The sequence below is a fragment of the Sphingomonas hylomeconis genome (assembly GCF_025370105.1).
GTDB classification, from domain to species: Bacteria; Pseudomonadota; Alphaproteobacteria; order Sphingomonadales; family Sphingomonadaceae; genus Sphingomonas; species Sphingomonas hylomeconis.
In genome coordinates this window covers 1-23,773 of record NZ_JANQBK010000007.1, presented here as the reverse complement: position 1 = coordinate 23,773, position 23,773 = coordinate 1, and the positions used below count along the sequence as shown (strand labels likewise).

Below are 23,773 nucleotides of genomic sequence, written 5' to 3'. Positions count from 1 at the left end.
CCCCCCCCCCCCCCACGTCTGCCTCGGACGGCACGCCCGGTAACCCGGTACAGCCCCTCTCCCCGACCCTCTCCCCAGAGGGGAGAGGGAGATTGGGCAATCTCGCCCGCACCGCGGCGATCGGCCTCCCCGGCCTGTCCGAGCCCGAAACGGTGCGTCACTATACGCGCCTCAGCCGCCAGAATTACGGCATCGATCTCGGCTTCTTTCCGCTCGGCTCGTGCACGATGAAGCACAATCCGCGGCTCAACGAGAAGATGGCGCGGCTGCCCGGTTTCGCCGACGTCCATCCGCTGCAGCCGGTCGATACGGTGCAGGGTGCGCTCGAGGTGATTCACCAGCTCGCGCACTGGCTGGTCACGCTGACCGGCATGGATTCGGTCGCGATGAGCCCCAAGGCCGGCGCGCATGGCGAATTGTGCGGTATCCTGGCGATCAAGGCGGCGCTCGAAGCGCGCGGCGAAGGCCATCGCAAGATCATCCTGGTGCCGGAAAGTGCGCACGGCACCAATCCGGCGACCGCCGCCTTCGCCGGCTACCGCGTCGAGGATATCCCCGCGACCAGCGAAGGTCGCGTCGACACGGCGGCGCTGATCGCGCGGCTCGGCCCCGATGTCGCCGGCGTGATGATCACCAATCCCAATACCTGCGGCCTGTTCGAGCGCGACATGCGCACGATTTCCGATGCGGTGCATGAAGCCGGCGGTCTGGTCTATTGCGATGGCGCGAACTTCAACGCGATCGTCGGTCGCGTGCGCCCGGGCGATCTCGGCATCGATGCCATGCACATCAACCTGCACAAGACCTTCTCCACCCCGCATGGCGGCGGCGGCCCCGGCTCGGGCCCGGTGGTGCTGTCCAAGGCGCTCACCCCGTTCGCGCCGCTGCCGTTCGTCGAGAAGACCGGTGCGGGTTTCCGCCTGGTCGAGGAAGAGACGGCGGAGGATCATCACGCGCACACCTTCGGCCGTATGGTCGCGTTCCACGGCCAGATGGGCATGTTCACGCGCGCGCTGACCTATATCCTGAGCCACGGCGCGGACGGCTTGCGGCAGGTCGCCGAGGATGCCGTGCTCAACGCCAACTACATATTGCGCTCGCTCGACGAGACGCTGGTCGCGCCGTTCGGCCATTCGGGGCCGTGCATGCATGAAGCACTGTTCTCGGACGAGAACCTGGCCGAGGGCTTCTCGACGATCGACATCGCCAAGGGCCTGATCGACGAGGGCTATCACCCGATGACGATGTACTTCCCGCTGGTCGTCCACGGCGCGATGCTGATCGAGCCGACCGAGACCGAGAGCAAGGCGGCACTCGACCAGTTCATCGGCGCACTGCGCTCGGTGGCGGAGCGCGCGAAGGCCGGCGATGTCGCGCTCAAGACCGCGCCGCACTTCGCCCCGCGCAGCCGGCTGGACGAGACGCTGGCGGCGCGCAAGCCGGTGCTGGTGTGGAAGGAAGCACTGGCCGAGGCGGCGGAGTAACCGTTCCTCCGCTTGCCGGGGGAGGGCGCCAAGCGGCGTTCCGCGTTTTGGGTTGCCGCCGGTACGGATAGTCCGCCGGCAACCCCATCCCCCGCGAGTCGCCGCGATTCGTCGTCACGACGCGCTGCCTTATGGTGCCTCGGCGCCCGTCAGGCGGTAGCGCGCATCCGCTGCATGACGCGGGCATACAGCGCATCGCCCGTCACGTGGTGCGCGATCATCGGATCGTTGTGGTCGGGCGCCACGCCGTCGCCCGGAAAATAGCCGATCCGGTCGGTGACGATCCGCGCGCCCTGCAGGCTGTACTGAGCCGCGAGCGCCTCGACCTGCCGCTTGGCGCGGCCATAGGCATGGTCATGGTCGATCCACATCGACGAGGGGACGAAAATCGCGCTGTAGCGCCGCCATTGCTGCAGGTGACCGGTGACCCGCGCGACATGCTGGTCGGGCTCATCATGCTGATAGGCGCAGTCGAACAGATAGGGCTTGTAGCCCGGGGCATGGCCGCGGCGCGGCTCGCCGATATCGATCGCCTCCACGTCGTACCCGTCGCGGCGCAGTCGCATCGTGAAGGCGCGCCCGAGGCGGCCCCTGGCACCGGTAACGATCGCTTTGGTATTTGGCTCGGTCATCGCGCCGCCCTAGCGACCAACCCTCGCGCGCGAAAGCAGCCCGCGTAAAAACGCCATCCCCGCGTGTAGGCCCCGCCCGGCGCGTTACCCCGTCGTCTTCTTGCGGCCGCGGCCCCGCGTCATCGGATCCGGCTTGACCGGCGGCGTCCAGCCCGGTGGCGGGGTATAGCGCTGCTGGCTGGTGCCGAGCCCCATCTTGCCCGGCTGCTGCCGCGTCAGCCCGTCCGGATCGATCGCCGCCGCGTCGCCGTCGCCCGTTTGCCCGCGCAGGATGCTGATCTGATCGCGCAGCCTTGCGGCAAGCACGAAATCCTGCGCGTCGGCGGCGGCTTCCATTTGCTGGCGCAGCGAATCGATCGTGGTCATGCGCCGATCAACGCGCCAATCCCCATTGGGATGCGCTGCCACGCCCCCTGAAAGACTATTTGCGGTGCGCCGCGCGATACGCCTTCACCGCCGCCAGCGTGCCCTCGACATGCCCGACCGGATTGCCCTGCGTCAGCGCGAAGATCACCTTGCCGCTCGGCGCGATGACATAGCTGGTGCGGTTGGTCATCGCCGCGCCCGGCGCCATGTGCACGTCATAGCCCTTGATCGTCGCGGGCGATGCGGTGCCGACCGGGAATTTGTCGCGGCATGCCTCGACCGAGAATTTCGCCAGCTTGTCGATCGGATCGGCGCTCAGGCCGATCAGGCTGGCGCCCTGCGCCGCGAAATCGTCCGCCGCCTCGGCAAAGGCGTGCGCCTCGATCGTGCAGCCGCCGGTGAACGCGGCGGGGAAGAAATACACCACCACCGGGCCTTTGCGCAGCGCTGCCTTGAGCGCGAAATCGAACTGCTTGCCGCCCTTGGCCGCCTTGGTCACGATGTTGGGCACCTTGGCACCCACCGGCAGCGCGGCCTGCGCCGGGGCGGCAACGGCGAGCGCGAGAACGGGGGCGAGGGCGGCGAGGGCGAGGCGCTTCATGGGGATACTCCGACTGAGACGCGCCACTCTAAGACGCAAAGTTCGTCCTGTCTTTGGCTTTGGCGCGCGTCCCTGCTATCGGCGCTCGATACCTCTCACAGATTGACCGAAAAACGTGGCCACTCCCCTCGACAAGATCCGCAATTTTTCCATCATCGCGCATATCGATCACGGCAAGTCGACGCTCGCCGATCGCCTGATCCAGGAGACGGGCGGGCTGACCGCGCGCGAGATGTCCGAACAGGTGCTCGATAACATGGAGATCGAGAAGGAGCGCGGGATCACGATCAAGGCGCAGACCGTGCGCCTGGCCTATAAGGCCGATGACGGCGAGACCTATACGCTCAACCTGATGGACACGCCGGGCCATGTCGACTTCGCCTATGAGGTGAGCCGGAGTCTCGCCGCGTGCGAAGGCGCGTTGCTCGTCGTCGATGCCGCACAGGGCGTCGAGGCGCAGACGCTCGCCAACGTCTATCAGTCGATCGAGCATGATCACGAGATCGTGCCGGTGATCAACAAGATCGATCTCCCCGCCGCCGATGCCGAGAAGGTCAAGGCCGAGATCGAGGAAGTGATCGGGCTGGATGCGAGCCAGGCGGTGCTGACCAGCGCCAAATCGGGCATCGGCATCCGCGAGGTGCTGGAAGCCGTGGTCACGCGCATCCCGCCGCCCAAGGGCGATGCCGATGCGCCGCTCAAGGCGATGCTCGTCGATTCCTGGTACGATCCCTATCTCGGTGTCGTCATCCTGGTCCGCGTCGTCGCCGGCACGCTGAAGAAGGGCCAACTGGTCAAGTTCATGGCCACCGGCACGCAGCATCTGATCGACCGCGTCGGTTGCTTCCGCCCGCGCATCGAGCAATTGACCGAACTTGGCGTCGGCGAGATCGGCTTCATTACGGCCCAGATCAAGGAAGTCGCCCAGACCCGCGTCGGCGACACGATCACCGACGTCAAGCGCCCCGCGCTCGAGCCGCTCGCCGGCTTTAAGGAAGTCCAGCCGGTGGTGTTCTGCGGCCTGTTCCCGGTCGACGCCAACGATTTCGAGAAATTGCGCGAGAGCATCAGCAAGCTGCGGCTCAACGACGCGTCGTTCAGCTTCGAGATGGAAACCAGCGCGGCTTTGGGCTTCGGCTTCCGCTGCGGCTTCCTCGGCCTGCTCCATCTGGAAATCATTCAGGAGCGCCTGACGCGCGAATATGATCTCGATCTGATCACCACCGCGCCGTCGGTGGTCTATGAGATCGAGCTGACGCATCCCGATCCTGCCGGCACCAAGCAGTTCGAGCTGCACAATCCCGCCGACATGCCCGATCCCAACAAGATCGCGACGATCAGCGAGCCGTGGATCAACGCGGTGATCTACGTGCCCGACGAATATCTCGGCTCGATCCTCAAGCTGTGCCAGGATCGCCGCGGCATCCAGAAGAACCTCACCTATGTCGGCGGCCGCGCGCAGGCGACCTACGAGCTGCCGCTCAACGAGGTCGTGTTCGATTTCTACGATCGGCTGAAGTCACTCTCCAAGGGCTATGCCAGCTTCGATTACACGCAGATCGGCTATCGCGAGGGCGATCTCGTCAAGATGAGCATCCTGGTCAACGAGGAACCGGTCGACGCGCTGAGCATGATCGTCCACCGCGGCACCGCCGAAGTGCGCGGCCGTGGCATGGTCGAGCGCCTCAAGGATCTGATCCCGCGCCATCTGTTCAAGATCCCGATCCAGGCGGCGATCGGCGGCAAGGTGATCGCGCGCGAGACGATCAGCGCGATGCGCAAGGACGTCACCGCGAAATGTTACGGCGGCGACGCCACACGCAAGAAGAAGCTGCTGGAGAAGCAGAAGAAGGGCAAGCTCAAGATGCGCGAATATGGCAGCGTGAGCATCCCGCAGGAGGCGTTCATCGCGGCGCTCAGGATGGGCGATGATGCGTGAGGCCCAAGGCTAAGCAAAGCTTAGCCGCGGACTAGCCGAATGCCGGCCGGCGGTCGGTCGAGCTCGTCCTCGACCGCACCGTCCGACGACGCGGCGTTGCCGCGGCGCACGCCCCGTTACAGATTCCGCAGGATCGCATCCGCCTGCGTCGCCGGCAACGTCAGCGCGACTTCGCCGAGCGCGATCGAGGCGCGGCACTTGGTCTCGGCGTTGCTCTTGTTGGCCATCGCCTTGGCAAAATCGGCGCGCGGCATGCCGGCGCGCTTGACCGCCTGGTCGATGATCGCCCCGCTGACCCTGAAATCGGTGCTCGGCGGGCTGGCGGCGGGATCGCCATCGGTTTCCAGCAAGACACGCCCGACCAGCGTCTTGTCGCGCGCCAGCAGATCGGAGGACAGCCATTCGGCTGGGGCCGCGCCGGTGACGAAGAAATTCTCGCACGCCTGCCAGCCGCGCGCGCGCAAGTGCCGTGCCTTGTCCAGCCGGAGCGTGAACAGATCGACCAGCAAGCCATGCGGCGCGCGGCGCACGCCGACAGAATAGCGGTCCATCAGCAACGTGTAGGTGGTTTGCGCGAAGGTGATCCGATCGGTCTTGTTTTCGCCGGCCAGCGTCCAATTGGTCTGCAACTGCCCGTGCAGCCGTGGATTCTGCGTGCGGATCGTCGCCATCGTCAGCGCCGGTCCGCCGAGCGTCGCCAGCATCGGATCGAGCAGTTGCGCGGCGCTGGCATAGGACGATACCGGGATCGGCGTGGCGGCGGGCGGCTGCGTGTCGGTCCCGGCTGCGAGCAGGCGAAGCACCAGGAAGATGATCACCATGCCGCCCCACCAGGCGCCCCAATTGGTGGCGCCCCCCGATCGCGCCTCCCACAGCGACACGCGGTACCAGTCCAGCTCCGACTCCAGCATCGGGTGTCGGGTGCGGATTTCGTTCAGCAGCCGCCGCACTTTCGATCCGCTGACACCGAGCGTCTTGCGGCTGCCCTCCTGCGCCGGCTTGCGCAACTCGCGCCACGCTTTGTGCAGCGGATGCTTACGGTCCTGCACTTCGGTCATGAATACCAGAGCATCATAACGCGCGACCACCGCGGCCACCGCCGGCGACTGGTCGATCCGCCCGCGGCTCGCCAGCCAGTTGAAATGGCCGAGCGCCAGCGTCAGGATCGGGTCGGATCGTATGGGCGACGACGCGATGATGTCCGCGAACCAGCGCTCGGCGGCGGCGTGGAACGCCAGCCCCTCCATGCGAGGATCGGCGAGCAACGCCTCGACGCGCTCGACCAGTACCGAGGCGGCAATCCGGTCGAGCGGCTTTCCGTCCCGCTCATCGCCGGGAAACACCATCGTCTGCACGGCATCATAATGGTCGCGCATCGTCGCGTCGTGCGCGTGCGCGCCGTCATCCTGCGGCTCGGCGGCTTCGGGCGGCGCGACGGGCATGTCGGGCTGCCAGCGTTCGTCGTCGAGATCCTCGGACCATCGCTCGTCCCATTCCAGCGCGTCCGGCTCCAGCGCGTCCGGTTCCAGGGTGTGGCTGTGCATCACAGGCAGGGCATCCGCCGTCGCGCGATCTTCCTCGTCATCCGCCACTGCATCGAGATCGGCATCGGCATCGGCGTCGGCGTCGAAATAGGGTGCCTGCGCCATCGCCGCGTCACGCGCCGCGCGCAGCGCGATGTAGCGCGCCGGCTCCTCGTCGATGTCGAACGTCTTGAGCGCCCGGGCATAGGCCTTGCGGATCGCCGCCGTGTCGCCGGTGGGTGCCAGATCCAGCGTGCGCCAGATGCCGGAGAGCCTGCTCACAGGTAGCGGTCGCCGTCGAGCTCGTTCAGCGCCGCGTCGAACTGTGCGCGGGCGGCATCGATGATGCGCGGGTCCTGCGTCTCCAGCGCCGCCTCGAACTGCGCGGTCCAGGTGCCGACCATGTCGCGCCGCTCGCCGATATAGCCCTCGTAGCAGCGCGCGGCGCGCGCCATGATCGCCTGGTTCTGGCTCTCCTCGCGCGGATGGCGCTTGAGCGCGGCCAGCGCCGCGCGCCGTGTCGCGACCTCCGCCGCGTTCGGCGCTTCGTCATCGTCGACGATCACCAGATTGCGCTGCGTTCCGGCCTGCGGCACGTTGACATCGACCTCGAGCAGCCCGCTGGTGTCGTAGCTGAAGCGTATCTCGACGCCGATCTCGCCGGCCTTGCCCGCGGGCAGCGGAACGCGCAGCGACCCCAGTTTGACATTGGCCTGCACCTCGCGCGCCTCGCCCTGATAGATCTGCACTTCCAACTGGCGCTGATTGTCCGCGATCGTCTGGTAATAGCCGACACGGCTCGCCGGGATCGGCGTGTTGCGCTCGATGATCGGCGAAAAGAGGCCGTGACGAAAGCCGCCGCGCCCATCCCCCACACTGTGATCGATGCCCAAGGTGAACGGGCACACATCGGTCATGCGGATCTCGTCCAGCGCGGCATCGCGCGCCTTCAATCCGGCCTGCACCGCGGCGCCCAGCGCCACCGCATGATCGGGATGCACCGCGGCGTTGGGGAAGCGGCCGAACATGCGCGTGATCGTGCGCCGGACGATCGGCATACGGGTCGAGCCGCCGACCAGGATCACTTCGCTCAGAGTGTCGACGCGGATGTCGCTGTCGCGCAGCGAGCGCAGCACTGGCTCCCGCAACCGGGCGAGCAATGGCGCGGCCTGCGTCTCGAATTCGCTCGCGGTGATCGTGGTGGTGAAATCCTGCCCCAAAGCGGTCACCGTGAACGGCGCTTCCTCCGCCTCGCTCAGCGCGCGCCGGCAACGCTCGGCGGCGGCGCGCAGCAATTCGCGCAGCAGCACCGGATCGACCTTGGCCAGATCGCCGGCCGGATCGATCCGCGCTTTGGCCAGATCGATCACCGTTTCGTTGAAATCCTCGCCGCCCAGCCGATTGTCGCCGGCCGAGGCGCGCACTTCCATCACCCCGTCGAACATCTCGACGATCGACACGTCGAACGTGCCGCCGCCCAGATCGAAGACCAGGAACGGCTCCTTCTCCTCGCGCGTCTGGATGCCATAGGCGAGCGCGGCGGCGGTCGGCTCGTTGATCAGCCGCTCGACCTTCAGCCCGGCCAGCTCGCCGGCGCGGCGCGTCGCCTTGCGCTGGCGGTCGTTGAAATAGGCCGGCACGGTGATCACCGCGCCGGTCACGGCCTCGCCCAGGAATGCCTCGGCATCCGCCTTCAGATTGGCGAGCACGATTGCCGACAGGTCCTCGGCGGTAAAGCGCGTCTTGCCCAGCGTGACGGTCTGCCGCGTGCCCATGAAGCGTTTGAATGCCGTTGCGGTGGCGCCGGGATGCGTCGATTGCCGGTCGCGCGCGGCCATCCCGACAATCACCGAACCGTCCTCGGCGATGCTGACCGCCGAGGGCGTCAGCATGTCACCCAGCGCATTGGGAATGAGCACGGCTTCCCCGTCGCGCCAGATCGCGATCGCGCTGTTCGTCGTTCCCAGATCGATGCCGACGATCATCGTGTTACGCTCCCCCTGCTGGCTCGGCGATACGGGCTGCTCAAAGCGGACGCCAGCACTTACCGCTTATCGGGCCGTACCTTGGGACGAACTTTGAATATTCAGGAACGACGCCCTGTGTACCGCTACCGGCACGGGCACCGAGGATAGCCCCCGGCCGATCGCACCGCTATACCCGCGCGGATATGGATCGCCGTCGCAGCCTGCTCGCCACCCTCGTTCTGCTCGCCGCCGTGCTGCTGCTGCCGGCTCCCGCCGCCGCACAGCCGCGCGCGCCGCTCGTGCTCGCCGCGGCCAGCCTGCAGGAATCGATGACCGCCGCTGCCGCTGCCTGGGCGCGGCAGGGGCACCCCCGGCCGGTCGTGTCGTTCGCCGCCTCGTCCGCGCTCGCCCGCCAGCTGATCGCCGGGGCGCCGGCCGATCTGTTCGTCTCGGCCGATGCGGCGTGGATGGATGCCGTCGCCGCCAAGCGCCTGCTGGCCGCGGGCACGCGGGCGGACTTCCTCGGCAACCGGCTGGTCGTCGTCGCGCGCACCGGCAGCAGGACGCGCATCCCGCTGCGTCCCGCCGCGCTGGCCCGCACGCTCGGCGCCGGGCCGCTGGCGATGGCCGATCCGATGAGCGTGCCGGCCGGCATCTACGGCAAGCAGGCGCTGCAGCGCCTGGGCGCCTGGCCGCAGGTTGCGCCGCACGTCGTCGCGGCGGAGAATGTCCGCGCAGCGCTGGCGCTGGTCGAGCGCGGCGCCGCGCCGCTCGGCATCGTCTATGCGACCGATGCGCGCGCCTCGGCCAAGTTGCGCATCGCCGGCGTGTTCCCCGCCGCCAGCCACCCGCCGATCGTCTACCCGCTGGCGCGGCTCGCCGCGTCGCGCAATCCGGAGGCGGAGGGCTTTCGCCGCTTCCTGCTCTCCCGCCCGGGTCAGGCGATCTTCGTGCGCTACGGCTTCACGACGCGCTGATGCTCACCGCGGCGGAATGGGAGATCGTGCTGCTGTCGCTGCAGGTCGGCGGCGCGGCATTGCTCGTCACGCTGCCGATCGCCTTCGCGCTCGCCTGGCTGCTCGCGCGGACGACCTTTCCGGGCAAGATCCTGCTGGATGCGGCGATCCACCTGCCGCTGGTCGTCCCCCCGGTGGTCACCGGCTGGCTGTTGCTGCTCGCCTTCGCCCCCGCCGGCCCGCTCGGCCGGTTGCTTGAACAGACGTTCGGCATCAGCGTGCTGTTCCGCTGGACCGGCGCGGCGATCGCCGCCGGGATCATGGCGCTGCCGCTGATGGTGCGCGCGATCCGCCTGTCGCTCGAGGCGGTCGATCGCCGCCTGGAAGGCGCGGCGCGGACGCTCGGCGCCAGCCCCGCGCGCGTCTTCCGCACGATCACGCTGCCGCTCGCTTTGCCCGGGGTGCTGGCCGGGACGGTGCTCGGCTTCGCCCGCGCGCTCGGCGAATTCGGCGCGACGATCACCTTCGTCTCCAACGTCCCCGGCCAGACGCAGACCTTGCCGCTCGCCATCTACAGCGCGCTGCAGCAGCCGGGCGGCGACGCGATGGTGCTGCGCCTGTCGGCGATCTCGGTCGCCTTGTCACTGGCCGCACTGGTCGCTTCGGAACTGCTCGCGCGCCGCGCCGGCCGGGGCGTCCATGTCCTTTGAGATCCGCCTCCGCAAACGCCTCGGCGACCGCGACATCGCGCTCGATCTCGCCGCCGGGGCGGGGGCAACGATCCTGTTCGGCCCATCCGGTGCCGGCAAGACCAGCGTGCTCAACATGGTCGCCGGCTTGCTCAGGCCCGATGCCGGCACGATCCGCGTCGCCGGCGAGACGCTGTTCGACGCTTCCGCCGGGATCGATCTGCCGCCCGAGCGGCGCCGTGCCGGCTATGTGTTCCAGGATGCGCGGCTGTTCCCGCACCTGCGCGTGCGCGACAATCTGCGTTATGCCTTTCCGGGCCGGCCGCTCGATCTGGCGCGGATCGCGTTCCTCGGCATCGATCAGCTGCTCGATCGCTGGCCGCGCGCACTGTCCGGCGGCGAGGCGCGCCGCGTGGCAATCGGCCGGGCATTGCTCAGCGATCCCGCCTTCCTGCTGCTCGACGAGCCGCTGTCGTCGCTCGACGCCGCCCGGCGCGAGGAGATCAGCGTCGCAATCGAGCATCTTCGTGACGTCGCCAGGCTGCCGATCCTGATGGTCACGCACGATGCCGGCGAGGCCCGTCGCCTGGGCATGCGGATCGTCCCGATGGACGCCTGACGAACCGGCAAAATCGCTTGTAACCCGCGCTGCGCCTTGGCAAATATGCCGCGGGGGAGGGGGCTGCATGAGCGTGTCATGGGCGTTGTTCATGGTCGTCGGGGCGATCGCGGCGCAGGCCGGCGATCCGGCCGCTGCACCCTCCGCACCGCTGCCCGCACCGGCGCCGGGGCTGATCGGGCTGGCCGCCGGCACGCCGATCGAGCTCGAGATCGCCGAGCCGCTCAGTTCCAAGACCAGCAAGATCGACGCGATGTTCGCGATCCGCGTGCTTTCGCCGGTGATGGCGGAGGGCAAGGTGGTGATTCCGGCCGGCACGCCGGGGCAGGGGCAGGTCGTGCACGCCGCCAAGGCGACGGGGCTGGGCAAGGCCGGCGAGCTGATCCTCGCCGCGCGCTTCCTGGATTGCGGCGGCACGCGCATCGCGCTGCGCGGCTTCCGGCTCGGCGGCGCGGGCCGCGACCATGCGGGCAAGCTGATCGCCGCGACCGCGGTCGGCGGGCTGATCGCGATGCCGCTGATGTTCGTCAGCGGCGGCCAGTCGATCGTCCCGGCGGGCACGCACGCCACCGCCAGGCTCAGCGCGGCGGTCGATCTCGCGCCGGCGGCGGCGGGCGGCTGCGTCGCCCCGCCGGCCGGCGCACCCGCGGTTTCGGTTCAACCATGAAGGCAAGGGGGTATCTGTGATGAAGATCGGGACGTTTTCGATGCTGGTCGGGGGCGCGCTGGCGCTCGCCGCGCCGGCCGCACTGGCGCAGGACAGTGCGGCGCCGGCGGCGCTGGTGACCAAATCCGGCGCGCTTGGCGCGCCCGCGCCGGGCAAGGGCATGGTGGTCTTCTACCGGCCTGGCTCGCTGATGGGTGCCGCGCTCGGCTGCACGGTGCGCGAAGGGCCACAGGACGCCGAGCAGCAGATCGCGCGGCTCGGCTCGGGCAAATATTGGGTGCACATGGCAGAGCCGGGCAAGCATGCCTATCGCACCGAGGGCGAGAAGACCGACGTGCTCAACATGGAGATCGAGCCGGGCGAGACCTATTTCGTCAAGTGCAAGATCGGCATGGGCATCATGGCCGGCCGCGCCAACATCTCCCCGTCGGATGAGGCCGAATTCGCCAAGAAGGCCAAGGGCCTGAAGCTGTGGGAGCCGAAGGAAGACAAGGCCGAAAAGAAGAGCTGACCGCGGCAGCGGCTGGCGTCCGTTTGTCGCACGCCGGCCGCCGCTTGTCCGGTCTCATTTCGCAGGCGTTGTGCCCAGCACACCGCGCAGGAACGCCATCTCGACCTGCAGGCTGAGATCCTGGTTGGGCTTCTTGCGCCAGCCATGCCCCTCGTCGGCGAACAGCAGATAGGAGACGGGCACCCCACGCGCACGCAGCGCATCCACCATCTGCTTGCTCTCGCGCATCGGCACGCGCGGATCGTTAACGCCCTGTTCGATCAGCATCGGCTTGGTGATCCCGGCGACATTGGCGCGCGGGGATATCTTCGCGAACACCGCCTTCATCTTCGCCGTCCGTTCGTCGCCATATTCGGCGCGGCGATTATCGCGGCGATAGGCCTCGGTATTCTCAAGGAAGGTCACCCAGTCGCCGATGCCGAACAGATCGACCCCGCCGGCCAGTCTGTCGCTATATTTGGTCATCGCCGCGAGCGACATATAGCCGCCATAGGAGCCACCGATCACCGCGATGCGGCTGGCGTCGAGATCGGGCTGCGTGGCGATCCAGTCGAGCAGCGCGCCGATATCCCGGACCGAATCCTCGCGCTTCTCGGCATTGTCGAGGTTGAGATATTTGGTGCCATAGCCATCCGAGCCGCGCACGTTGGGCACGATCACCGTCGCGCCCAGCGTATCGACGAAGCTGGCGATGGTCGGCGACCAGCCCGGCCGCGCCTGGCCCTCGGGCCCGCCATGGATCGAGATCAGCACCGGCGTCTTGGCACCGCGCGCCGCGCTCTTCGGGCGATAGACGAAGGCGGGAACAGAGAGTTTGTCGAAGCTGGCAAAGCGCACCAGCTTAGGCTCCGGCAGGCGCGCGCGATCGATCGGCCCGATCTCGGATTGGGTCCAGCGCGCCAGCGTGCCGCCACCGACATCCCAGCCATAGACGTCGCCCGGCCCGGCGGCAGACGCGATGCTCACTGCCAGCTTGCGGCCATCGGGCGACAGCCGCAGCGCGCTGACCACGCCCTTGATGAAGGCGGGCTGCGGCAGCGCGCGGCGCGTGACGAAATCGCGCACCACGACCTTCGAATAGCCATCCTCGTTGATCACATAGGCCAGCACGCGCCCGTCGTCGCTGAGCTCGAAATCCTCGACATCCCACGCCAGGCCCGGGGCAATCGGCGTCATTCTGCCCGTCGCCACGTCGATCTCGACCAGCCGCTGCACATCGCTGCCGCGGTTGCTGACCGCGAGCAGCGCGCGCCCGCCGCGGATGAACTTCGCGCCCGACAGGTTGGCCGGCGTGCCCTTGGCGATCTCGGTCAGCGCGCCGCTGGCGATATCCAGCGTGAACAATTTCTGTTCGCGGTTGGACACGCCCAGCGTCATCAGCAGGGTCTTGCCGTCGTCGGACACGTCGCTCGGGGTCATCGCCCCGGTCGCCTTGTAGACCAGCGCGCGGCTCGCCGGATCGGTCGGATCGGCGGACAGGATGTTGCGGTCGCCCGAGCCCTTGATCGCCTGCGACCAGAAGATCCGCCGCCCGTCCTTCGACACGGTCAGGCCATCGTTGCGCGTGCCCGCCTCGGTCAGCTGCAGCGGATTGCCATCCGGCCCCATCGTATAGATCTGGAACCACTCGTCGCCGCCGGTATCGCGGCTGAACGCGATCCGGTCGGACTGCGGAATCGCCCGCCCGCCGGCGATCGGCTCGGCGGCAAAGGTGATCTGCGTCCGCGCCATGCCCGGCGCCTGCACGCGGTGCAGCTGCACCGTCGTGCCGAACCGCGTGGCGATCAGCAGGCTGCCATCGGGCAACCAGTCCGCCACGCTCGCCGAGCGGCTCTGCTGATAGCGCGCGACCGCGGTGGTGAGCTCGGGCGCGATCGGCGGCACATTCTCCAGCGTCGCCGCCCCGACGGTACGGACATCGACCTTTGCGGCAGTCTGCGCGGGCGCGAGGCCGGGCGTAAGGGCGATCAGGGCAGTGGCAACGAGCAGGTGACGCATGAGGATCTCCGTAAACTTTGCAGAACCTTAGCCGTCACGAGCCGCGGCGCAATCGCCAAGCGGAAGTGCGCGAGCCTTCTCACGACCCCCATCGTGAGAGAGCGATCATCGTAGGCCGCCGTCGCAGGATACCGTCGCGCATGAGGAGCGGCTCAAATCCCGGCGGCGTGCGTTCGCGCTGATCGAACGCTGCAATCCCGCGTGGCGGGACCTGTTCGACACGCAGGTTTAGGCCGAGCAGCGGGACCCCGGGTCAAGCCCGGGGTGACGGACGGTTGGATGGTAAAACGTCCGCCATTGGGCGTGGACACCGCTGCCGCAGCGTCGCCCTCAAGAAAAAACCGCCGCCCGGGGCATCCCGGACGGCGGTTCTTTCAGTTCAGCCCGGTGAGGGGAAACCCGATCATTCCTTGATCAGGTAATCGCCCGCATCGGCATCGGTGCCCGTGCCGCTGGTCACGACCGCGCCGAGCGCATCGTCACCGGTATCGTCCGCCACGTTGCGCAGCTTTTCGGCAGCGCGTTCCTCGGCGGCCGAATTGGCCATGGCGATCGACACTTCGGCCATCTTGCGCTGCGACACGCGCAGCACCGCGTCACGGCTGGAGGCGGCGATGCGCATCCGGTTCATGCCAGCACCAGTACCGGCGGGGATGAGACGGCCGACGATCACGTTCTCCTTGAGCCCGGTCAGCGTGTCCTTCTTGCCCTGCACCGATGCTTCGGTGAGGACGCGGGTGGTCTCCTGGAACGACGCCGCCGAGATGAAGCTGCGGGTCTGCAGCGACGCCTTGGTGATGCCGAGCAGGACGGGCTTGCCCTGTGCCTTGACCTGCTTCTTGTCGAGCTTGGAGTTGTACTCGTCCATCTCGTCGCGATCGACCTGCTCACCGGCCAGCAGCGTGGTATCGCCGCCATCGGTGATCTCGACCTTCTGCAGCATCTGACGAACGATCGTCTCGATGTGCTTGTCGTTGATCTTCACGCCCTGCAGACGATACACTTCCTGGATTTCCGACACGAGATATTCGGCCAAGGGCTCGATGCCGAGCACTTCGAGAATATCGTGCGGATCGGGGCTGCCGCCGATCAGATTGTCGCCGCGCTTGACGTAATCGCCTTCCTGCACGTCGATGACCTTCGACTTCGGCACCAGATACTCGACGACCTCGCTGCCATCCTCCGGCTGAATGCCGATCTTGCGCTTTGCCTTATAGTCCTTGCCGAACACGACACGGCCCGAGACCTTCGCGATGATCGCATTTTCCTTCGGCTTGCGCGCTTCGAACAGCTCGGCAACACGCGGCAGACCGCCGGTGATGTCGCGCGTCTTGGCGCTCTCGCGGCTGACACGGGCGAGAACGTCGCCGCCCTGGACCGTCGCCCCATCCTCGACCGAGAGCGTCGCGCCCGGCACCAGCATGTAACGGCCAGCTTCTTCCGCGCTGTCGCCGGTCAGCGTCAGGCGAGGACGAAGATCCTCCTTCTTGGAGGCGATGCCACGGTTTTCGGTCACCACACGCTGCGAGATGCCGGTCGCTTCGTCGGCCTGCTCGGTGAGCGTCTTGCCCTCGATCAGATCGACATATTTCACGACGCCGGGGTTTTCCGTGATCACCGGCATGGTGAACGGATCCCATTCGGCCATCCGGTCGCCCTTTTCGACGATGTGGCCATCGTCGAACAGCACATAGGCGCCGTACGGAATGCGATGCACCGCACGCTCGCGGCCGTCCATGTCGACGATCGCGATTTCGCCCGAGCGGCTCAGCACGACGCGACGGCCGCGCTGATCGACAATGACGCGCAGGTCACGATATTCCATCGTGCCGTCGGCCACTGCCTCCAGGTTGGACGTTTCGTTGAGCTGCGCCGCGCCACCGATGTGGAACGTACGCATGGTCAGCTGCGTGCCCGGCTCACCGATCGACTGGGCGGCGATGACGCCGACCGCTTCACCGATGTTCACCGGCGTACCGCGGGCGAGATCGCGCCCGTAGCACTTGCCGCACACGCCGATCTTCGTCTCGCAGACCAGCGGGCTGCGGATCTTGCACGACTGGGTGCCCAGCGCCTCGATCGTGGTGATCATCGGCTCGTCGAGCAGCGTGCCCGATGGGATGACGACCTTGTTGGTCTTCGGATCGATGATGTCCTCCGCGGTCGTGCGACCGAGGATGCGCTCACCGAGCGAAGCAATGGTCGACCCACCCTGGACGATCGCACGCATTTCCAGCGCGCGGGTCGTGCCGCAATCCAGCTCGATGATCACGCAATCCTGCGACACATCGACCAGACGGCGGGTCAGGTAGCCCGAGTTGGCGGTCTTCAACGCCGTATCCGCGAGACCCTTGCGGGCGCCGTGGGTGGAGTTGAAGTATTCGAGGACGGTCAGGCCTTCCTTGAAGTTCGAGATGATCGGCGTCTCGATGATCTCGCCCGACGGCTTGGCCATCAGGCCGCGCATGCCGGCGAGCTGCTTGATCTGCGCCTGCGAACCACGGGCACCGGAGTGCGCCATCATGTAGATCGAGTTGATCGGGGCTTCCCGGCCATTCTCGAGCTTCTTCACCGACTTGATCTCGTCCATCATGGCGTTCGCCACCTGGTCGCCGCAACGGCTCCAGGCGTCGATCACCTTGTTGTACTTCTCCTGCTGCGTGATCAGGCCGTCCTGATACTGCTGCTCGAAGTCCTTCACGAGCGCCTTGGTCTCGTCGACCAGGCCGACCTTGGCGTCCGGAATGATCATGTCGTCCTTGCCGAACGAGATGCCCGCCTTGAACGCATGCTTGAAGCCCAGCGCCATGATCGCGTCGGCGAACAGCACGGTCTCCTTCTGGCCGGTGTGACGATAGACCTCGTCGATCACGTCGCCGACGTCCTTCTTGGTCAGCAGGCGATTGACGGTGTCGAACGGCACCTTGTGCGCCTGCGGGAGCGTTTCACCGAGCAGCATGCGGCCCGGCGTCGTCTCGTAGCGCTTCATGATGCTCTTGCCGTCGGCATCGACCTGCGGAACGCGGCTGATGATCTTGGTGTGCAAGGTCACCGCGCCGGCTTCCAGCGCCTGATGGACTTCGGACATGTCCGAAATCATCATGCCTTCGCCCGGCTCGCCTTCCTTGAGCATCGACAGATAATACAGGCCCAGCACCATGTCCTGCGACGGCACGATGATCGGCTTGCCGTTGGCAGGCGACAGGATGTTGTTGGTCGACATCATCAGCACGCGCGCTTCGAGCTGTGCTTCCAGCGACAGCGGCACGTGGACCGCCATCTGATCACCGTCGAAATCGGCGTTGAACGCGGAGCAGACCAGCGGGTGCAGCTGGATCGCCTTGCCCTCGATCAGTACCGGCTCGAACGCCTGGATGCCAAGACGGTGAAGCGTCGGTGCGCGGTTCAGCATCACGGGATGCTCACGGATCACCTCGTCCAGGATGTCCCAGACTTCCTTGCGCTCCTTTTCGACCCACTTCTTCGCCTGCTTGAGGGTCATCGACAGACCCTTGGCATCGAGACGTGCGTAGATGAACGGCTTGAACAGCTCGAGCGCCATCTTCTTCGGCAGGCCGCACTGGTGCAGCTTGAGTTCCGGCCCGGTCACGATGACCGAACGACCCGAATAGTCGACGCGCTTGCCGAGCAGGTTCTGGCGGAAGCGGCCCTGCTTGCCCTTGAGCATGTCGGACAGCGACTTGAGCGGACGCTTGTTGGCACCCGTGATCGTGCGACCGCGGCGGCCGTTATCGAACAGGGCGTCGACGGCTTCCTGCAACATACGCTTCTCGTTGCGCACGATGATGTCCGGCGCGCGGAGCTCCATCAGGCGCTTGAGGCGGTTGTTGCGGTTGATCACGCGGCGATACAGATCGTTCAGATCCGACGTCGCGAAACGGCCACCGTCGAGCGGCACCAGCGGGCGCAGCTCTGGCGGGATGACCGGCACGACTTCGAGGATCATCCATTCGGGCTTGTTGCCCGAATCGATGAACGATTCGACGACCTTCAGGCGCTTGATGATCTTCTTGGGCTTCAGCTCGGACTTGGTGACCGCCAGTTCTTCCAGCAGCTCCTTGCGCTCGCCCTCGAGATCGAGGTCCTGCAGCATGATGCGCACGGCTTCGGCGCCGATCCCGGCGGTGAAGGCGTCCTCACCATATTCGTCCTGCGCGTCGAGGAGCTCGTCCTCGGTCATCAGCTGGTACTTTTCGAGCGGGGTGATGCCCGGCTCGATCACGATATAGGCCTCGAAATACAGCACGCGCTCGAGCTGCTTGAGCTGCATGTCGAGCAGCAGGCCGATGCGCGACGGCAGCGACTTGAGGAACCAGATGTGCGCGACCGGCGCGGCCAGCTCGATATGGCCCATGCGCTCGCGGCGGACCTTCGAGACGGTAACCTCGACGCCGCACTTCTCGCAGACGATGCCCTTATACTTCATGCGCTTGTACTTGCCGCACAGGCACTCGTAATCCTTGATCGGACCGAAGATGCGCGCGCAGAACAGGCCGTCACGCTCGGGCTTGAACGTGCGATAGTTGATGGTTTCCGGCTTCTTGATCTCGCCGAACGACCACGAACGGATCTTGTCCGGGGAGGCGATGCCGATCTGGATCTGGTCGAAGGTCTCCGGCTTAACGACCGGATTGGCGAAGTTTGTGAGTTCGTTCATTTTTTCGATCCCTCAGAAGGGGTGATATTTTGATCAGTCGAGGCGAGGCCTAACCACTTGTCGCCCCAGGCCATCAGCGCTGCCGCGAAGAGGATCAAGCCGAGTCCGATGAAGGCGTATTGTCCTAGCCAATCTCGCTGCTCTACCGCCCGGTCGATCCAGAATAAGGCGATGCCCACGGAAACTGCCGAAATCGCCAGAAGCGCATAGTAACGGAAGTTCCACGAAAGCATCGCCTAATCCTTACTCCGCCGCGATCGCGACGCCGTCGGTGTCGAACTGTTCCACGCTGGTCAGCTCGATGTTCAGGCCCAGCGAGCGCATTTCCTTGACGAGCACATTGAAGCTCTCCGGAATGCCCGCCTCGAACGTGTCGTCGCCCTTGACGATCGCCTCGTAGACCTTGGTGCGGCCGACCACGTCGTCCGACTTCACCGTGAGCATTTCCTGCAAGGTGTACGCCGCGCCGTAGGCCTGGAGCGCCCAGACCTCCATCTCGCCGAAGCGCTGCCCGCCGAACTGCGCCTTACCACCCAGCGGCTGCTGCGTGACCAAGGAGTACGGCCCGATCGACCGGGCGTGGATCTTGTCGTCGACCAGATGGTGCAGCTTGAGCATGTAGATGATGCCCACCGTCACCTTGCGATCGAACATGTCGCCCGTGCGCCCGTCGAACAACTCCGACTGACCCGACGTGTGCAGCCCGGCCAGGCTGAGCATGTCGGACACATCGGCCTCGCGCGCACCGTCGAACACGGGGGTGCCCATCGGCACGCCGGTCTTCAGGTTGCTCGCCAGCTCGATGATCTGCTCGGGGCTGCGTGCCTCGATCTCCGCCGCATAATGCTCGCCATACACTTCGAGCAGCCGCGCCTTGACCGCTTCCGGCATCGCACCGGTCTCGGGGTTGGGATTGGCCTCGCGCCAATCTTCCAGCGCGGTGTGGATCTGCTGACCCAGGTTGCGCGCCGCCCAGCCGAGATGCGTCTCGAAGATCTGCCCGACGTTCATGCGCGAAGGCACGCCCAGCGGGTTGAGCACGATGTCGACCGGCGTGCCGTCGGCGAGGAACGGCATGTCCTCCGCCGGCAGGATCCGCGAGATCACGCCCTTGTTGCCGTGACGGCCGGCCATCTTGTCGCCCGGCTGCAGCTTGCGCTTCACCGCGACGAACACCTTGACCATCTTGAGCACGCCTGGCGGCAGTTCGTCGCCACGCTCGAGCTTGTCACGACGATCCTGGAACTTGTCGACGATCACCTTGACGGCATCGTCATACTGAACCTTGACCGCTTCGAGATCGCTCTGCGCCTTGTCGTCGGCAACCGAGAACTTCCACCATTCGTGACGATCGACCGAATCGAGCACGTCCTGATCGATCACGACGCCCTTCTTGGGGCCGTTCTTCGGCACGGCCGTTGCGGTCTGCCCGATCAGCATTTCGCGCAGGCGGCTCCAGGTCGCACGGTTGAGGATCGAGCGCTCGTCGTCCGAATCCTTCTTCAGACGCTCGATTTCCTCGCGCTCGATCGCCATCGCGCGCTCGTCCTTGTCGATGCCGTGGCGGTTGAACACGCGCACCTCGACGACCGTCCCGGCAACACCCGGCGGCAGGCGGAGCGACGTATCGCGCACGTCCGATGCCTTCTCGCCGAAGATCGCGCGGAGCAATTTCTCTTCCGGCGTCATCGGGCTTTCGCCCTTCGGCGTGATCTTGCCGGCGAGAATATCGCCCGGCTCGACCTCGGCACCGATATACACGATGCCCGCTTCGTCGAGGTTGCGCAGCGCTTCCTCGCCGACGTTCGGGATATCGCGCGTGATGTCCTCCGGCCCAAGCTTGGTATCGCGCGCCATCACTTCGAACTCTTCGATGTGGATCGACGTGAACACGTCGTCCTTCACGATACGCTCGGAGATGAGGATCGAATCCTCGTAGTTGTACCCGTTCCACGGCATGAACGCGACGAGGCTGTTGCGGCCCAGCGCGAGCTCACCGAACTCGGTCGACGGGCCGTCGGCGAGCACGTCGCCGGCGTTGATCACGTCGCCCACCTTCACCAGCGGACGCTGGTTGATGCAGGTGTTCTGGTTCGAGCGCTGGAACTTCATCAGCGTGTAGATGTCGACGCCCGAGCTGCCCGCTTCGACCGTGCCGGTCGCCCGGATGACGATGCGTGCGGCATCCACCTGGTCGACGATGCCGGCGCGCTTGGCCGAGATCGCTGCGCCCGAATCGCGCGCGACGGTCTCTTCCATGCCGGTGCCGACGAACGGCGCCTCGGCCTGGACCAACGGCACGGCCTGACGCTGCATGTTCGAGCCCATCAGTGCGCGGTTGGCGTCATCGTTTTCCAGGAACGGAATGAGCGATGCGGCGACCGAGACGAGCTGCTTGGGGGAAACGTCCATCAGCGTGATGTTGGTCGGGATCGCCATCAGGAATTCGCCCGCCTGACGCGACGAGACCAGTTCCTCGGTGAAGCCGTTATCCGCGTCGAGATCGGCGTTGGCCTGCGCGATCGTGTGCTTGGCCTCTTCCATTGCCGACAGATAGACGACGTCGTCGGTGACCTTGTGGTCGACGACCTTGCGGTACGGCGTCTCGATGAAGCCGTACTTGTTGACGCGGCTGAACGAGGCGAGGCTGTTGATCAGGCCGATGTTCGGGCCTTCCGGCGTCTCGATCGGGCAGATGCGGCCATAATGCGTCGGGTGAACGTCGCGGACTTCGAAGCCGGCGCGCTCACGCGTCAGACCACCTGGTCCAAGTGCCGACACGCGGCGCTTGTGGGTGACTTCCGACAGCGGGTTGGTCTGATCCATGAACTGCGACAGCTGCGACGAGCCGAAGAATTCGCGCACCGCGGCAACCGCCGGCTTGGCGTTGATCAGGTCGTTCGGCATGACCGTCGAGACGTCGACCGACGACATGCGCTCCTTCACGGCGCGCTCCATGCGGAGCAGGCCGACGCGGTACTGGTTCTCGAGCAATTCGCCGACCGAACGGACACGACGGTTACCGAGGTTGTCGATATCGTCGATATCGCCCTTGCCGTCCTTCAGATCGACCAGCGTCTTGATCACGGCGAGGATATCCTCGCTGCGCAGCGTCGTCACGGTATCCTCGGCATCGAGGTCGAGACGCATGTTGAGCTTGACGCGACCCACGGCCGAGAGGTCGTAGCGGTCGGGATCGAAGAACAGGCCGCTGAACAGCGACTCTGCGGTCTCCAGCGTGGGCGGCTCGCCCGGGCGCATGACGCGGTAGATGTCGCTGAGTGCCTGCTCGCGCTCCTCGGCCTTGTCGACCTTGAGCGTGTTGCGGATCCACGGACCGGTCGCGATGTGATCGATATCGAGCAGTTCGATGCGATCGATCCCGGCCTTGTCGAGCAGTTCGAGATTCTCGGCCGACACTTCGTCGCCCGCCTCGATATAGATCTGGCCCGTCGTCTCGTTGATCAAATCATAGGCGCTGTAGCGGCCGAAGATTTCCTCGGTCGGGATCAGCAGGTCGGTAAGACCGTCCTTGGCCGACTTGTTCGCCGCGCGCGGGGAGATCTTCTGGCCGCTCGGGAACACGACTTCGCCGGTCTTCGCATCGATGATGTCGAACATCGGCTTCTGGCCGCGCCAGTTCTCGGCCTGGAACGGGATGATCCAGCCACCCTGGCCGCGGACGAAGGTCACGCGGTTGTAGAAGTGGTTGAGGATCTCTTCCGAGGTCATGCCGAGCGCGTACAGGAGCGCAGTGACCGGCAGCTTGCGCTTGCGATCGATGCGGACGTTGACGATGTCCTTGGCGTCGAACTCGAAATCGAGCCACGAACCGCGATACGGGATCACGCGTGCGGCGAACAGATACTTGCCCGAGGCATGCGTCTTGCCGCGGTCATGATCGAACAGGACGCCCGGGCTACGGTGCATCTGGCTGACGATCACGCGTTCCGTGCCGTTGATGATGAAGGTGCCGTTGCCCGTCATCAGGGGCATGTCGCCCATATAGACGTCCTGCTCCTTGATATCGAGCACCGAGCGGGCATCGGTATCGGCGTCCACCTCGAACACGATCAGGCGCAGCGTAACGCGCATTGGTGCTGCATAGGTGATGCCGCGCTGACGGCATTCGTCGGTATCGAACTTGGGCGGCTCGAGCTCGTAATTGACGAAGTCGAGTTCGGCGGTGCCGGCGAAATCGCGGATCGGGAAGACCGAGCGCAGCGTCTTCTCGAGACCCGAGACATAGCCAGTCGCGGGATCGGAACGCAGGAACTGCTCGTAGGATTCCCGCTGAACCTCGATCAGGTTCGGCATCTGCACGACTTCGTGGATGTTGCCGAACACCTTGCGGATGCGACGCTTCAGCGTGCCGCCGTCATATGCCTTGGATGCCATGTGGTTTTTCGCCCTCGGTCTTGGCCTTGTCAGGCCGAAATTAGGTGCCCGGAAACGCCCGGGCGGGCACGCAGAAAACGCCAAAAAGCCGCGTGTCATCCTTGCTCAGGAGACAGCAGCTTGTCGGCGTCTATGAAACCACGATTTTCAATACGATCGATGCACTGCGCGACGGCACATCATTTCCCGAAGATTGTGGTGAGCAGCGGATATAGGCGCGCTGTTGGATTTAGTCAAATAGCGCGGGAACCAATCGCGCGATCCGGTGCAGCGGCAGGCTCGTGCCAGCGGCGGGGCGATCGCATGGCCGCTTGAGCGGACAACGGATCGACGCGAACGGGAAATAGGCAGGTCATCCTAAGCGGTCAATTGCCTCGGCCGGTCGCCAGCGTACGCCGGTTCGTCGCGATTTTTGGCCATGGGCGGGGCCGACAGGGCCGGCAGGTCATTGATTATCCGTTATGAAAATCATTCCCACCCCGCATCGTCGCGCGATCGTCGCGCTTGTTCCCGCCACGCTGCTGCTCGCCGCACCGGCCTTCGCGCAGGAGGCGGCGCCCGCGCAGGCGCCGCCGATCAGCACGACGACCACGCCGCCGCCGGTCGTCTCCACCGCGCCGCCCGCCGGCGCGCCAGGCGCTGCGCCGAGCCCGGCGCGCAGCGGCATCGGCGATCCCGACAGCAGCACGCCGGTCGCCCCCGAGGCGATCGCCCAGGTCGAGGAAGCGCGCGCCGCGCGGGCACC

General features: G+C 66.1%; 16 protein-coding genes and 1 pseudogene. 8 read left to right on the top strand and 9 right to left on the bottom strand.

From position 1 onward, the window contains the following. Nucleotides 1-1,484 (top strand): aminomethyl-transferring glycine dehydrogenase subunit GcvPB (gene gcvPB / locus NV401_RS10855; protein WP_261294446.1); only part of this gene is annotated, 1,484 nt, incomplete at its 5' end. Nucleotides 1,485-1,633: 149 nt separating this feature from the next. Here gcvPB and NV401_RS10850 read toward each other — a convergent pair. From NV401_RS10850 to NV401_RS10840, 3 genes are all read right to left on the bottom strand, one after another. Beyond that, nucleotides 1,634-2,116: an NAD-dependent epimerase/dehydratase family protein gene (locus NV401_RS10850; protein WP_261294445.1), complete on the bottom strand. Its 483-nt coding sequence runs from the start codon at nucleotides 2,114-2,116 to the stop codon at nucleotides 1,634-1,636. 84 nt (nucleotides 2,117-2,200) lie between these two features. Further along, nucleotides 2,201-2,482, bottom strand: a complete 282-nt coding sequence (locus NV401_RS10845; protein WP_261294444.1) for a UvrB/UvrC motif-containing protein — start codon at nucleotides 2,480-2,482, stop codon at nucleotides 2,201-2,203. A gap of 55 nt (nucleotides 2,483-2,537) precedes the next feature. Next, nucleotides 2,538-3,083 carry a redoxin domain-containing protein gene (locus NV401_RS10840; protein ID WP_261294443.1) on the bottom strand — a complete coding sequence of 182 codons (546 nt, stop codon included), beginning with the start codon at nucleotides 3,081-3,083 and terminating at the stop codon, nucleotides 2,538-2,540. A gap of 115 nt (nucleotides 3,084-3,198) precedes the next feature. On the opposite strand from NV401_RS10840, the gene lepA reads away from it, so the two are divergent. Beyond that, nucleotides 3,199-5,022, top strand: coding sequence for a translation elongation factor 4 (gene lepA / locus NV401_RS10835; RefSeq protein WP_261294442.1), 1,824 nt, complete (start codon nucleotides 3,199-3,201; stop codon nucleotides 5,020-5,022). Between the two features lie 116 nt (nucleotides 5,023-5,138). On the opposite strand, the gene NV401_RS10830 is transcribed toward lepA, so the two are convergent. Together NV401_RS10830 and NV401_RS10825 are read right to left on the bottom strand one after the other, a co-directional pair. Beyond that, nucleotides 5,139-6,827 (bottom strand): hypothetical protein, encoded by a 1,689-nt coding sequence (locus NV401_RS10830; RefSeq protein WP_261294441.1) that lies wholly within the window; start codon nucleotides 6,825-6,827, stop codon nucleotides 5,139-5,141. Next, nucleotides 6,824-8,530, bottom strand: a complete 1,707-nt coding sequence (locus NV401_RS10825; RefSeq protein WP_261294440.1) for an Hsp70 family protein — start codon at nucleotides 8,528-8,530, stop codon at nucleotides 6,824-6,826. The genes NV401_RS10830 and NV401_RS10825 overlap by 4 nt, the downstream gene beginning before the upstream one ends. Before the next feature lie 185 nt (nucleotides 8,531-8,715). On the opposite strand from NV401_RS10825, the gene modA reads away from it, so the two are divergent. The 5 genes from modA (at nucleotide 8,716) to NV401_RS10800 (ending at nucleotide 11,954) form a co-directional block, all read left to right on the top strand. Further along, entirely contained in the window at nucleotides 8,716-9,489 is a 774-nt protein-coding gene (modA, locus tag NV401_RS10820; protein ID WP_261294439.1) for a molybdate ABC transporter substrate-binding protein, read from the top strand. Beyond that, complete coding sequence (modB, locus tag NV401_RS10815) at nucleotides 9,489-10,178, top strand: molybdate ABC transporter permease subunit (protein WP_261294438.1); 690 nt, start codon at nucleotides 9,489-9,491, stop codon at nucleotides 10,176-10,178. Before modA ends, modB begins: the two co-directional genes overlap by 1 nt. Next, complete coding sequence (locus NV401_RS10810; protein ID WP_261294437.1) at nucleotides 10,168-10,776, top strand: ATP-binding cassette domain-containing protein; 609 nt, start codon at nucleotides 10,168-10,170, stop codon at nucleotides 10,774-10,776. Before modB ends, NV401_RS10810 begins: the two co-directional genes overlap by 11 nt. A 67-nt stretch (nucleotides 10,777-10,843) precedes the next feature. Continuing rightward, nucleotides 10,844-11,443 (top strand): hypothetical protein, encoded by a 600-nt coding sequence (locus tag NV401_RS10805; RefSeq protein ID WP_261294436.1) that lies wholly within the window; start codon nucleotides 10,844-10,846, stop codon nucleotides 11,441-11,443. A 19-nt stretch (nucleotides 11,444-11,462) separates the two neighbouring features. Next, nucleotides 11,463-11,954 (top strand): DUF2846 domain-containing protein, encoded by a 492-nt coding sequence (locus tag NV401_RS10800; RefSeq protein WP_261294435.1) that lies wholly within the window; start codon nucleotides 11,463-11,465, stop codon nucleotides 11,952-11,954. 54 nt (nucleotides 11,955-12,008) lie between these two features. On the opposite strand, the gene NV401_RS10795 is transcribed toward NV401_RS10800, so the two are convergent. From NV401_RS10795 to rpoB, 4 genes are all read right to left on the bottom strand, one after another. Next, nucleotides 12,009-13,952: a S9 family peptidase gene (locus NV401_RS10795; protein WP_261294434.1), complete on the bottom strand. Its 1,944-nt coding sequence runs from the start codon at nucleotides 13,950-13,952 to the stop codon at nucleotides 12,009-12,011. A gap of 403 nt (nucleotides 13,953-14,355) precedes the next feature. Next, nucleotides 14,356-18,630, bottom strand: a complete 4,275-nt coding sequence (gene rpoC / locus NV401_RS10790) for a DNA-directed RNA polymerase subunit beta' (RefSeq protein WP_261294433.1) — start codon at nucleotides 18,628-18,630, stop codon at nucleotides 14,356-14,358. Then, complete coding sequence (locus NV401_RS10785; RefSeq protein WP_261294432.1) at nucleotides 18,627-18,863, bottom strand: hypothetical protein; 237 nt, start codon at nucleotides 18,861-18,863, stop codon at nucleotides 18,627-18,629. The genes rpoC and NV401_RS10785 overlap by 4 nt, the downstream gene beginning before the upstream one ends. Before the next feature lie 10 nt (nucleotides 18,864-18,873). Beyond that, nucleotides 18,874-23,028: a DNA-directed RNA polymerase subunit beta gene (gene rpoB / locus NV401_RS10780; protein ID WP_261294431.1), complete on the bottom strand. Its 4,155-nt coding sequence runs from the start codon at nucleotides 23,026-23,028 to the stop codon at nucleotides 18,874-18,876. Nucleotides 23,029-23,489: 461 nt separating this feature from the next. Here rpoB and NV401_RS10775 point away from each other — a divergent pair. Next, nucleotides 23,490-23,773, top strand: a pseudogene (locus NV401_RS10775) (hypothetical protein); the annotation flags it as partial.